Consider the following 12,517-nt stretch of genomic DNA (forward strand, 5'->3'; position numbering starts at 1 on the left):
GGAGAACCGGCGGCCGTGGCCTCGCGGGGATGACCTCATCCCCGCGAGGCCACGGCCAGGGGCCTCCCCGGCCCCGACGGTCCCAGCCACCTCGGGAAAACAGGCAATGCTTCCATTCATCACTCGCCGCATGCTCGGCGCCGCGGTCACCCTCGTGATCATCTCCGCGGTCACGTTCTTCCTCTTCTTCGCCGTGCCCGCCGACCCGGCGAGACTCGCCTGCGGCAAGGTCTGCCCGCCGGAGCTGCTGGAGCAGGCGCGGCACAACCTGGGACTGGATCAGCCCCTGTTCGCCCAGTTCGTGGCCTGGCTGGCCGGGATCTTCGTCGGCCGCGACTACGGGGGCCTGGGCGACTGCCCCGCTCCCTGCCTCGGCTTCTCCTTCGTCAACCGCGCGCCGGTGTGGGAGACGATCCTGGACCGGCTTCCGCTGACCATCTCGCTCACCATCGGCGCGGCGGTCGTCTTCCTCACCTTCGGGGTGGCCACCGGCATCATCGCGGCGCTCCGGCAGGGCAGGCCACTGGACAAGATCGCCAGCGTGTCGTCCCTCATCGGCGCCTCCGTGCAGATCTACTTCATCGGCACCCTCGCCCTGTACTTCCTCGTCTACCAGAACCAGATCCTCTGGCGTCCCAAGTACGTGGAGTTCACCCAGGACCCCGTCGGCTGGGCCACCGGCCTGCTGCTGCCCTGGCTGGTGCTGGCGATCATCTTCACCGCCAACTACACCCGCATGACCCGCTCGACGATGGTGGAGCAGCTCAGCGAGGACTACGTCCGCACCGCGCGGGCCAAGGGCATGTCCGGCCGCAGCGTCGTGATGCGTTTCGCGCTGCGCGGCACGCTGACGCCCATCATCACGATCTTCGGCGTGGACCTCGGAGCGCTGATCGGCGGCGCGATCATCACCGAGCAGACCTTCGGCCTCCAGGGGCTCGGCCAGCTGTCGGTCAAGGCGGTCACCAACTCCGACCTGCCCACGCTGATGGCGACGGTGCTCGTCGCGGCCGCCGCGATCGTCCTCTTCAACATCGTCGTCGACATCGCGTACGCCTTCATCGACCCCCGCGTGCGGCTGAGCTAGGAGCCTTGAAGAAAGTGTCAACTCCGTTCCTCTCGGTCCGTGACCTGACCGTCGACTTCCACACCGAGGACGGCGTCGTCCACGCGGTGGACGGGCTCTCCTTCGACGTGGAGAAGGGCACCACGCTGGGCATCGTCGGCGAGTCCGGGTCGGGCAAGTCGGTGACCAACCTGACCGTGCTCGGCCTGCACAACCCGGAGTCCACCAAGATCAGTGGAGAGATCCGGCTGGACGGCGAGGAGCTGATCGGCGCCTCCCGCTCCACCATGGAGAAGCTGCGCGGCAACAAGGTCGCGATGATCTTCCAGGACCCGCTGACCTCGCTCTCCCCGTACCACACCATCGGCAAGCAGATCTCCGAGGTCTACCGCAAGCACACCGGCGCGAGCCGCGCCGAGTCCAGGAGCCGCGCGATCGAGATGCTGACGCGGGTCGGCATCCCCCAGCCGAAGACCAGGGTGGACGACTACCCCCACCAGTTCTCCGGCGGCATGCGGCAGCGCGCGATGATCGCGATGGCCCTGGTGTGCGACCCGGACCTGCTGATCGCCGACGAGCCCACCACCGCCCTGGACGTGACCGTGCAGGCCCAGATCCTGGACCTGCTCAAGGAGCTCCAGGACCAGACGGGGGCCTCGATCATCCTGATCACCCACGACCTCGGCGTGGTCGCCAACACCGCGCACGACGTGCTGGTGATGTACGCCGGGCGGGCGGTGGAGCGCGGGACCGTCAAGGAGGTCCTCCACGAGCCCCGCCACCCCTACACCTGGGGCCTGCTGGCCTCCATGCCCCGCCTGAACGCCCCGGTGGACGTGCCGCTCCGGCCGGTCCGCGGCACCCCGCCGAGCCTGATCAACGTCCCGTCCGGCTGCCCCTTCCACCCCCGGTGCGACTTCATGGAGCTGGCCGGTCCCGAGCTGTGCCGCTCCGAGCGGCCGGAACTGTCCCCGCACCGCGGCCACGGCGACGCGTGCTACCTGACCCTCGCCCAGAAGAGGGAGATCCAGAAATGAGCGAGACAACCGGCGAACCCCGCGGCGAGGCGCTGCTGGAGCTGTCCGGGCTGAAGAAGCACTTCCCGGTGATGGGCGGTGTCGTCTTCAAACACCAGGTCGGCAAGGTCCACGCGGTGGACGGCATCGACCTGACCGTGCACGCCGGCGAGACGCTCGGCCTGGTCGGCGAGTCCGGCTGCGGCAAGTCCACCGCCGGGCGGCTGGCGTCCCGGCTGCTGGAGCCCACCGCGGGCAGCATCAGGTACGCGGGACGGGAGATCGGCCACGCCAAGCGCAGGGAGCTGAAGCCGATCCGGGCCGAGATCCAGATGATCTTCCAGGACCCGTACTCGTCGCTGAACCCCCGGCACACGGTGGGCACCATCGTCGGCGGCCCGATGGAGATCAACGGCATCAATCCCCCGGGCGGCAGGGACAACCGGGTCAGGGAGCTCCTGGAGATCGTCGGGCTCAACCCCGAGCACTTCAACCGCTTCCCGCACGAGTTCTCCGGCGGCCAGCGGCAGCGCATCGGGGTGGCCCGCGCGCTCTCCCTCAACCCCAAACTGATCATCGCGGACGAGCCGGTCTCCGCCCTCGACGTCTCCATCCAGGCTCAGGTCGTCAACCTGCTCCAGCAGCTCCAGCGGGACCTGGGCATCGCGTTCCTGTTCATCGCGCACGACCTGGCGATCGTGCGGCACTTCTCCCAGCGGGTCGCTGTGATGTATCTCGGCAAGATCGTCGAGGTCGCCGACCGCGCCTCCCTGTACGAGCGCCCCCGCCACCCCTACACCCACGCGCTGCTGTCGGCGGTGCCCGAGGTGCTGGAGGACGAGGAGCCGCGCGAGCGCATCCGCCTGGCCGGGGACGTGCCCTCCCCGATCAACCCGCCGTCCGGCTGCCGCTTCCGCACCCGCTGCTGGAAGGCCCAGGACAAGTGCGCGACCGAGGAGCCCCCGCTGGTCAGGCTGGAGGGCAACAAGGAGGGGCACCTGACCGCCTGTCACTTCCCCGAGCAGCCGACCGTGCACGGCCGGGACGTGGTGCTGGACCCGGCGCTGCAGACCTGACGGTCCGGCGACGGCGCCCCCGTGGTCCCCGGCCCGGCACCGTAGACCTGACGCTCCGGTGACGGCGCCCCCCGCGATCCCCGGCCGGCCCGGCCGGCCGGGGGGGCTCAGCGGCCGGTGAGCCCGCGGCTCGGCGGCTCCGCGGACGCGGCGAGGGCTCGCAGGCCGTCGACCGCGCGGGCCGGGTCCTCCGCGCCGTAGACGGCGTTGCCCGCCACGAAGACGTCGGCCCCCGCCTCGGCGCAGCGCTCGATCGTCGTGTCGGAGACGCCTCCGTCCACCTGGAGCCATATCTGCCCGCCGTGCCGGTCGATCAGCTCGCGGGCCCTGCGGATCTTGGGCAGCACGATGTCGAGGAATTTCTGCCCGCCGAAACCGGGATCGACGGTCATCAGCAGCAGCATGTCGAGCTCGCCGAGCAGGTCCTCGTACGGCTCGACGGGAGTGGCCGGGTTCAGCGCCAGGCCCGCGCGGGCGCCCGCCCGGCGGATCTGGCGCAGCGTGCGCACCGGAGCCTTGGCCGCCTCCACGTGGACGGTCACGCTCCCGGCCCCGGCCTCGGCGTAGGCGGGGGCCCAGCGATCCGGGTCTTCGATCATGAGATGGCAGTCGAGCGGCGTCGAGGTCGCCTTGAGCAGGGACTCGACGACCGGCAGCCCGAGGGTCAGGTTGGGCACGAAGTGGTTGTCCATGACGTCCACGTGCAGCCAGTCGGCGTTGGGCACCGCCGCGGCCGCCTCTGCGAGGCGGGCGAAGTCGGCGGACAGGATGCTGGGCGAGATCTGTACGGCCATGATTGGCCGATTCTAGCGGCGGGGACCCGCCCCCCGAAGGCCCGGACCCCCGCCCGGCTCGGGGGCGGGGGTTCGGCTCCGTACCGCCGCGAACGGGCGGCACGAAGGCGCGGGTCAGATGTCGATCTGGACGCGGTACCTCTCCAGCCAGGCGTTGAGCTGGAGAAAGCCCTCCAGCGACGCCCGGCTCACCACGGGGCCGCCGCCCTCTCCCGGCCGGTCGATCGCGGCCCGCACCCTGTCCGGGTCGATCAGCGGCGCGGCGGCGATGGGACCGCCGTCGAGCAGCCGGGCCGCCTCCGCGCGGACGGCCTCCTCGTAGGCCGGGTCCTGCGTGGAGGGGTAGGGGCTCTTGCGGCGCCCGAGGACCGAGGGCGGCAGGAGGTCCGCGGCGGCGGCGCGCAGCAGGCTCTTCTCCCGCCCGTCGAAGGTCTTCATCGCCCAGGGGGTGTTGAAGACGTACTCCACCAGCCGGTGGTCGCAGAACGGCACCCGGACCTCCAGCCCGACGGCCATGCTCATGCGGTCCTTGCGGTCCAGCAGGATCTGCACGAACCGGGTGAGGTGCAGGTAGGAGATCTCCCGCATGCGCCGCTCCAGCCCCTCCTCGCCCTCCAGCCGGGGCACCTCGTCGAGCGCCTGCCGGTAGCTGTCGGCGCGGTAGCCGGGGATGTCCAGCTTGCGGGCCAGGTCCTCTCTGAGGAGCGGCCCCACCCCGGCGAAATGTCCGAACCCGGCGGACGCCAGCCACGGGAAGGTGTCGGCGAAGACCACCTCGGGGTCGAAGAACCACCGGTAGCCGCCGAAGACCTCGTCGGCGGACTCGCCGGACAGCGCCACCGTGGAATGGCCCCGGATGGCGCGGAACAGCAGGTGCAAGGAGGTGTCCATGTCGCCGATGCCGATCGGCAGGTCACGCGCCCTCAGGACCGCGGCGCGCACCGCCGGATGCATGAGGTCGGCGGAGTCCAGGACGATGTCGGCGTGCTCGGCGCCGATGTGCCGCACGACGTCGTGCACGTACGGCGTGTCGGGGGCGTCGCGCATCTCGTCGGGCGTGAAGTTCTCGCTGTATCCGGTGAAGTCGACGGCGAAGGACCGGATCTTCCCGGCCCCGAGCTCCTCCAGCCCGCGGGCGGCCAGTGCCGTGATGGTGCTGGAGTCGAGGCCGCCCGAGAGCAGCGTGCACAGCGGCACGTCGGAGATGAGCTGGCGGGTGACGATGTCCTCCAGCAGTTCGCGCACGGTCCCGACGGTGGTGGCGAGATCATCGGGGTGCTCGTGGGACTCCAGGTGCCAGTAGCGGCGGCGGCACAGGAATTCGCGGGTCACCCGGACGGTGTGACCGGGGCGCACCTCGTACATGCCCCGGTAGACGGCGTTCTCCGGGGATTTGACGAAGGACATCAGCTCGCGCAGGCCGTCGGCGTCGACCGTGGGCGTCCCGGCGAGGGGGTTGGCGAGGATCGCCTTGGGCTCGGAGCCGAACAGCACCCCGTCCGGGAGCGGGTAGTAGTACAGCGGCTTGATGCCCATCCGGTCGCGGACGAGCAGGAGTTCCTCGCGGCGGATGTCCCAGATCGCGAAGGCGAACATGCCGTTCAGTCGTTCGGCCAGGTCCTCGCCCCATTCGAGGTAGGCGTGCAGGAGGACCTCGGTGTCGCTGTGGGTCAGGAATCGGTGCCCCTGGGCGGCCAGCTCCGCGCGCAACTCGATGAAGTTGTAGATCTCGCCGCTGTAGGTGAGGACGGCGAGCGGCTGCCCGTCCTCGTCCGCGACCATCGGCTGGCGCCCGCCCTCGATGTCGATGACGGCCAGGCGCCGGTGACCTATCGCGGCGTGCGGGGCGAGCCACAGCCCCTCGTCGTCGGGCCCCCGGCAGGCCATGGTGTCGGTCATGGCCTGTGCGACGGCCCCTGCCTGCTGGAGATCGCCCTTGAAGTCCACCCATCCGCAGATTCCGCACATTTCAGCAACTCCGCATCCTGTTCGGAAGCAGTTACATTCATGCGAACGGCACATAGTGTCCATATATGCCCAGGGCAAACCCTCTGACCTGCGGTGATGCTTCCGGCACCCCGTGCCGGAAGGGGGCGCCGGGAGCCCGGCGCCCGTTCAGCGGCGGCGCAGCAGGGCCAGGAACATGGCGTCGGTGCCGTGCCGGTGCGGCCAGAACCGCGCGTACGGCCCCTCGCCCAGGCCCTCGACCTCGGGAAGGTGGGCGCGGGCGTCCAGCGCCTCGACGTCGTCGCGGCGGCGCAGGATGTCGCCGACCACGGTGACGGTCTCGGCCAGGTGCGGCGAGCAGGTCACGTACGCGACGACGCCGCCGGGGCGGACCGCGTCGACGGCCGAGTCGAGCAGGGCTCGCTGGAGTCTGCCCAGCTCGGGAAGGCTCCGGGGATCGCGGCGCCAGCGGGCCTCTGGGCGGCGGCGCAGCGCGCCCAGGCCGGTGCAGGGGGCGTCGAGCATGACCCGGTCGAAGGCCCCGGGCCGCCAGGCGGGCGCGGTGCCGTCCGCGGTGATCACCGCGGCCTGCCGGGTCGTCTTCCACACCAGCCGCGCCCGGTGGTACTGCAGCTCGGCGGCGAGCAGGCGCGCCCCGCCGGGGAAGGCCACCGGCCCGGCGCCCGCCCCGGAAACCGCCCCCGCGGCCGGGACGGGGGCGACGCCGGAAGGCGTGCCGGCGATCGGACCGGGCGCCGCGGCCAGAACGGGCCCTCCTGCGCCGGGACCGCCCAGGCCCGCCTCGTCGCCGCGGGTCGCGATGGCGTCGAGCAGGCCCGCCTTGCCGCCGGGCCCCGCGCACAGGTCGAGCCAGCGGGAGTCGGAGCCCTCCACCGGAACCCGCGTCAGAGCCAGCGCGACGAGCTGGCTGGCCTCGTCCTGGACGGCCGCGCGCGACTCGGCCACGGCGAGGACCGCACCGGGGTCGCCCTCGGGCAGGTAGGCGGCGTACGGGGAGTATCTGGCGGGTTCCGCGCCCGCGTCGAGGAGCTCCTCGACCGACGAGCGTCCTGGACGGGCGACTAGGGTCACCCTGGGGCGCTCGTTGTCGGCCGCGAGCAGGGCGGCCGTCTCGTCGAAGTCGCCGCCCACGGCGTCGCGCAGGGCGTCGACGATCCACCTCGGATGGCTGTGGGCCACCGCCAGATGGCCCACCGGGTCGTCGGCCGGATCGGGCGCCACGATCGGGATCCACTGCTCCAGGGAGCGGGTGGAGACCTTGCGCAGCACGGCGTTGGCGTACTTCGACGCGCCGATGCCCACGCGCAGCCGCACCAGGTCGACCGTGGTGCCGACGGCGGCGTGCGGGGGGACCCGCGTCTTGAGCAGCTGGTGCACGCCCAGGCGGACGGCGTCGAGCAGCGGCGGGTCGACGTCCTCCGGCGCCCGGTCGCTGCAGGCCGCAATGATCTCGTCGTAGGTGCCGAGGCCGCGCAGGGTGCCGTAGGCCAGCTCGGTGGCCAGGCCCGCGTCGCGCCCCGACAGCCGGCGCTCGCGCAACAGCGCGGGCATCAGCAGGTTGGCGTAGGCGTCCCGCTCGTCGACGGCGCGCATCAGGTCGTACGCGGCGTTGCGCGCCTCGTCGCGGACCGGCTTGGGCGGGCGTCCGCCCCTGCCCTTGCCTCCGGCGCCGCGTGAGCGGCCCGCCGGGCCGTGATCCCCGCCGCGCGGGACGTTACGGCCGTTACCACTGCTCATGATCTTCAGGCCAGCCGATCCTCGTCGGTGGGCCGCACACCGCGGGCCCACTCCCCCGCGCCCATCAGGCGCTTGCCCTGCGGCTGCACCTCGCCCAGCTCGACCGGGTAGGTGGCGGTGCCGACCAGCACGGAGTTCTTGGACGCCGCGATCTGGCCGGGGGCCAGGCCGGAGGCGTCGGGAGCCGGTCGCACCGGACCGATCTTGACGCGCTGGCCGCGGAACTCGGCCCACGCCCCCGGGGCGGGGCTGCAGGCACGGATCAGCCGGTCGACCCGCATGGCGGGCGCGGACCAGTCGACCCTGGCGTCGTCGACGCTGATCTTCGGGGCGAGGCTCACCCCCTCCGCGGGCTGCGGCACGGCCTCCAGCTTGCCGTCCTCGATCCCGTCGAGGGTGGCCGCCAGCAGCCCGGCGCCGGACTCGGCGAGCCGGGCGAGCAGCTCCCCGCTGGTGTCGGCGGGGCGGATCTCCTCGGTGACCACGCCGTAGACCGGGCCCGCGTCCAGCTCCTTGACGATCTGGAAGGTGGCCGCGCCGGTGATCGCGTCACCGTGGAGCACGGCGTGCTGCACCGGCGCCGCGCCGCGCCAGGCGGGCAGCAGCGAGAAGTGGAGGTTGACCCAGCCGTACCGGGGGATGTCCAGGGCGGCCTGCGGCAGGAGCGCGCCGTAGGCGACCACCGGGCAGCAGTCGGGGCCGAGCTCCCTGAGCCGGTCGAGGAACGCCGGGTCACCCGCCTTGGGCGGCCTGAGCACCTCGATGCCCGCCTCCTCGGCGAGCTCGGCGACGGGGCTCGGATGGACCTTGCGGCCCCTGCCCGACTGGGCGTCCGGGCGCGTGACGACGGCGACGACGTCGTGGCGAGGCGAGTCGATCAGTGCCCGCAGCGAGGGCAGGGCGGTGTCCGGGGTTCCGGCGAAGACCAGGCGCAAGGTTCCTACAGAGCCTTCCCTTGGGTGGCGTGCGGGGAGAACTTGAACGCGGGGGCCGACACCCCGTTCCAGTCGGCCTCGCGGATCGCCTTCATGGCGAGTTTGCGCTGCTTGACGTCCATCCGGTCGATGAACAGCACACCGTCCAGGTGATCGGTCTCGTGCTGGAAGCAGCGGGCCATCAGGTCGGTGCCCTCAAGGGTCACCGGCTCTCCGTGCATGGTGAAACCGGTCGCCACGGCCCGTAGCGCCCTGGGCGTGGGAAAGGCCAGGCCGGGGAACGACAGGCAGCCCTCCTCCCCCTCCTCGTCCTTGTCGTCCGACAGGTCGAGGTTGGGGTTGATCAGATGCCCGAGCTGGTCGTCCACGTAGTAGGTGAAGACCCGCAGCCCGACCCCGATCTGCGGCGCCGCCAGCCCGGCCCCCGGCGCGTCCATCATCGTGTCGGTGAGGTCTTTGACGAGCCTGCGGAGCTCCTTGTCGAAGTCCTTGACCGGCTCGGCGGGAGTGCGCAGCACCGGGTCGCCGAAAAGACGGATCGACTGAATGGCCAACAGGGATCTCCTCACGCTTCAGGGGATTGCCCCAGTCTAAGGGCGGCGGCCGCCTCCCCCGGGCCTTCTGCCGGACCGGCCCCGGGGAGCGGCCCGGGGAGCGGCCCGGCGGGCCGCCACCGGGAGCGGACGGACGGGCGAGGACGGACGGGCGGGAACGAACGGGCGAGGACAGACGGGCCGCTCCCCCGGAGGGGCCGCCACCGGGCCGCCGGGGCCGGGAACGAGGCCGGGACCGGGACCGGTGGAAGGCCCGAGATCAGCGGGAGCGGGCCTTCATGGCGGCCTTGCGGGCGGACTTGGCCACCGCCGCGTCACTGTGGCGGGAGCCCAGCAGGTCCAGGACGGCGAAGGTGTCGGGGTGGTCCACCAGTGCCATCTCCTCGATCACGCGGACGAGGTCCTCGCCGGGTTCGAGCGCGTCGAACTCGCAGATCGCCTCGGAGGCGTCGCCGCGCTCGAGCAGCGAGGCGAGCGAGTCGATCGCCAGCCACGTGTTGTCGGCGGGCGTGAGGGCGGGCGCGGTCAGGTCGCGGATGTGCAGCCAGGAGGCGGCGTAGCGCCACATGGCGGGCTCGGAGAGCGCCTCCCTGAGCGGGGCCTCGGCCTCGGGGCCGAGCTCCTCCAGGATCGTGCCCGCGGCGCCGCGGCGGCCCGCCGTGCCCGAGGCGGCGACCTTGACCAGCTCGCGGGCGGCGGCCTCGGGATGGCGGGACTCCAGCCACACGGTGACGGCGCTGGGCGCGGCGGCCCCCTTCATGATCGCCTCGACCAGCTCGGCCGCGCCGAGGTCGGTGAAGACGGCGACCTCGGCGCCCGTCGGCGCGTCGTGGCCCTCCCGCATCAGGTCCTGGCGGACGGCCCACATGCCGAGCGGGGTCAGCCGGGGCCTGCCCGCCCGCGAGGTCTCGACCAGCCCGCAGTAGCCCAGGAGCGACAGGGCGGAATCCAGCTGGGCGGGAAGCTCGCCGGCCAGCGCCCGCATCTCCGCCGGCAGGGCTCCGCAGGCCACATGGTGCGACTGCAGGATGCCCTTCACCAGGGTCGCGGTGGACAACCCCTCGCGCACGGCGTACAGCGTGGCGAGCATCTCGGCCAGGTGGTCGTCGATCACCGGGGAGCCGGTCAGGTCGTCGTCGGCGCGGTCGAGGACGTCCATGACCACGCCGTCCCAGAATCCCAGGAGCGCCCGGTGCGGCAGGTCGGGGGAGAGCACGAGGGGGCCGGGCGTCACCGCGCCGCGGGAGATGCGGAGCATGCCGGTGTTGACCGCGACCACCCAGAGCAGGTGCAGCCGCGCGGGGCCCGGCAGGCCGAGCTCGGCGCACGGCGCGAACGGGTCGGGCAGCAGGCCCTCGGGGGTCACCCGGCGGGCGCCGGTCCAGGCGGCCAGGCGCTGGGCGTCGATCACCAGCGGCACCAGCGGCACCTGCGCGGCCAGCTCCGCGTCGGCGGCGAGGTCGACGGGGGGAAAGCTCAGCGCGTCGCCGCGTGGGGGGCAGTCGTGGCCCGTGGCGGTGACGGACTCCTCCAGAACGGCCGCCCGCAGCTCGCGGGGCGCCGTTCCCAGCTCGTCGACCAGCCTGCGCAGTTCGCCGATGTCGAAGACGTTCCCACTGTTCCCGCTCTTTGCCACCCGTGAAACTTACTGCACTCGCGCCTCAGGCATACACGGCTCAGCCGATGGCGCGGGAACGTGCCTTGAAGGCCGCCTTGCGGGCCGCCTTGGCCGCTGCGTGATCTGTCAGGGAGCGTCCGAGCAGCTCAAGGACGTCGACGACCTCCGGGTGGTCGACCCGCCACATCTCCTCGATCACGTGTTGCGGGGGGCCGGAGGCCGACATGCTCTCGGCGAACGTCTCCGGATCCTCCTCGGCGACGGGCATGGCCAGGGCGAGCATGTCCACGCTCATCCAGAGGACCTCCTCCTGGGTGAGGGCGGGGGCCGCCAGGCCTCGCGCGCCCAGCCAGTGGATGGCGTGCGGGCGCAGCTCCGGCTCCTCCAGGAAGGCGCGCACCGCCTCCTCGGCGTCGGCGCCGAGGCGGTCGACGATCGTCACCGCGACGCCCCTGGCGACCGAGGGCGCGCCGGAGACGGAGCCGAACAGCTCGGTGACCGCCTGCGCCGGGGTCCTGTTCTCCAGCCAGCCCCCGATGTCGGCCTCGGCCATCTCGGCGGGCATCCCGGAGAGCAGCCCCTCGATGAGCTCGGGGGCGTCGGCGGTGGTCAGGTCGGCCGCCTCGGGCGCCTCGATGCCCAGGTCGGTGTAGAGCTCGTGCAGCCCCCACAGGGCCAGCGGGGTGAGCTCCAGCAGCTCGTCACCCGGCTCGGCCATCCCGCAGTAGGCGAGCCGCCTGACGGCCTCTGGGACGTCGATCTCGCCGTCCCCGGCCAGGCCGATCTCCTCCAGGTAGTCCCTGACGAGGGAGATCGGCACGGGCGCCTGGAGACGGTAGAGCATGTCGCATAGGCCGTAGAGCTCCTCGTCGAGGGAGACGTCGCCCGTCACGGCGCCGCCGGTCTCCTTCTCGACGACGAACTCGACCGTCGCGGCCCAGATGTCGAGCGGTTCGAAGTCCTCGCCGTCGAAGATGGCGGTGCCCTCGACCGTGACCAGGCCGGTGTGGACCGCGAGTTCCCACAGCAGGCCGGGGTCGGCCACCGCGAGCTGGGCGGTCGCCTCGGTGGCGTCGCGGACCCTGAGCCGCCCCTTGAGGGTCGGGGTGCGGCCCCCGGCGAGCATCCACTGGACCAGCCTGCGCGCGTCGGTGACCAGCGGCACCCGCAGGGCGCTCTGGGCGAGCGTCTCGCGGGGCGCCAGGCGCACGGGCGGAAGGGGCGAGCAGCCGGGGCAGTCGCAGTGCTCGACGGCGGGCTCCTCCTGCACCGCCGAGACGGAGAGGACCGCGCTCCCGGCGTCCTGCTCCAGCGAGTCGGCGCCCATCGCGCTGAAAAGACTCTTGGCCATGCCGAAGCGGGAGGTGTCGGCGAGGGCGATGGGCATCTCGGGTTCGATCCGGTCGAGGACGCTCCTCATCCGGACGGCCATCTTGCCGCCGATCTCCTCGGTGGCGAGCAGGAAGTCGACCAGGGTACGGGCCGCGGCGACGGTCTCCGAGGCACTCTCCGGGGGGGCGATGACCTTGCGCGGATAGATGTTGAGCAGCAGCTCCTCGAAGGCGACGGGGGTGAAGTCACCCAGTTCGTTCACGTCCAGATAGTCACTCGCGTAGTCGCAGAGCAGCCGCACCTCGTCCACGTCAACGTCCAGGCCGTGCGCACGCCCCCACGCGCGCAGGTCGTCTACGGCCCGATTCACCCATTCGATCGACACAGGGGAAAATTAACGGCTTACTGCCAGCACCGCGAA

The 12,517-nt window shown here is 72.2% G+C and carries 10 protein-coding genes; 3 read left to right on the plus strand and 7 right to left on the minus strand.

Annotated elements, in window-relative coordinates:
* Positions 1–106: 106 nt before the first annotated feature.
* Genes ACSDR0_RS05725 through ACSDR0_RS05735 form a run of 3 tightly spaced genes read left to right on the plus strand, consistent with a single transcriptional unit; the run spans position 107 to position 3,158 of the window.
* Positions 107–1,087 carry an ABC transporter permease gene (locus ACSDR0_RS05725; protein WP_435287673.1) on the plus strand — a complete coding sequence of 327 codons (981 nt, stop codon included), beginning with the start codon at positions 107–109 and terminating at the stop codon, positions 1,085–1,087.
* A gap of 14 nt (positions 1,088–1,101) precedes the next feature.
* The gene (locus ACSDR0_RS05730) at positions 1,102–2,103 is read left to right on the plus strand and encodes an ABC transporter ATP-binding protein (protein ID WP_435287674.1); all 1,002 of its coding nucleotides are present in this window, start codon (positions 1,102–1,104) and stop codon (positions 2,101–2,103) included.
* On the plus strand, positions 2,100–3,158 hold the full coding sequence (locus tag ACSDR0_RS05735) for an ABC transporter ATP-binding protein (protein WP_435287675.1): 1,059 nt from the start codon (positions 2,100–2,102) through the stop codon (positions 3,156–3,158). Before ACSDR0_RS05730 ends, ACSDR0_RS05735 begins: the two co-directional genes overlap by 4 nt.
* A 107-nt stretch (positions 3,159–3,265) precedes the next feature.
* On the opposite strand, the gene rpe is transcribed toward ACSDR0_RS05735, so the two are convergent.
* The 7 genes from rpe to ACSDR0_RS05770 all read right to left on the minus strand — a co-directional run bounded on the left by rpe (position 3,266) and on the right by ACSDR0_RS05770 (position 12,466).
* A complete protein-coding gene (rpe, locus tag ACSDR0_RS05740; protein ID WP_435287676.1) occupies positions 3,266–3,952 on the minus strand; it encodes a ribulose-phosphate 3-epimerase in 687 nt (228 codons plus the stop codon).
* A gap of 114 nt (positions 3,953–4,066) precedes the next feature.
* Entirely contained in the window at positions 4,067–5,920 is a 1,854-nt protein-coding gene (gene asnB, locus ACSDR0_RS05745; RefSeq protein WP_435287677.1) for an asparagine synthase (glutamine-hydrolyzing), read from the minus strand.
* 147 nt (positions 5,921–6,067) lie between these two features.
* Entirely contained in the window at positions 6,068–7,657 is a 1,590-nt protein-coding gene (locus tag ACSDR0_RS05750) for an RsmB/NOP family class I SAM-dependent RNA methyltransferase (RefSeq protein ID WP_435287678.1), read from the minus strand.
* Between the two features lie 5 nt (positions 7,658–7,662).
* Complete coding sequence (fmt, locus tag ACSDR0_RS05755) at positions 7,663–8,592, minus strand: methionyl-tRNA formyltransferase (RefSeq protein WP_435287679.1); 930 nt, start codon at positions 8,590–8,592, stop codon at positions 7,663–7,665.
* Between the two features lie 5 nt (positions 8,593–8,597).
* The gene (gene def / locus ACSDR0_RS05760) at positions 8,598–9,146 is read right to left on the minus strand and encodes a peptide deformylase (RefSeq protein ID WP_435287680.1); all 549 of its coding nucleotides are present in this window, start codon (positions 9,144–9,146) and stop codon (positions 8,598–8,600) included.
* A gap of 259 nt (positions 9,147–9,405) precedes the next feature.
* Positions 9,406–10,782 (minus strand): hypothetical protein, encoded by a 1,377-nt coding sequence (locus ACSDR0_RS05765; protein WP_435287681.1) that lies wholly within the window; start codon positions 10,780–10,782, stop codon positions 9,406–9,408.
* 40 nt (positions 10,783–10,822) lie between these two features.
* Positions 10,823–12,466 carry a hypothetical protein gene (locus tag ACSDR0_RS05770; protein ID WP_435287682.1) on the minus strand — a complete coding sequence of 548 codons (1,644 nt, stop codon included), beginning with the start codon at positions 12,464–12,466 and terminating at the stop codon, positions 10,823–10,825.
* Positions 12,467–12,517 lie beyond the last annotated feature (51 nt).

It is taken from the genome of Streptosporangium sp. G11 (assembly GCF_051192615.1).
Classification (GTDB): Bacteria; Actinomycetota; Actinomycetes; order Streptosporangiales; family Streptosporangiaceae; genus Streptosporangium.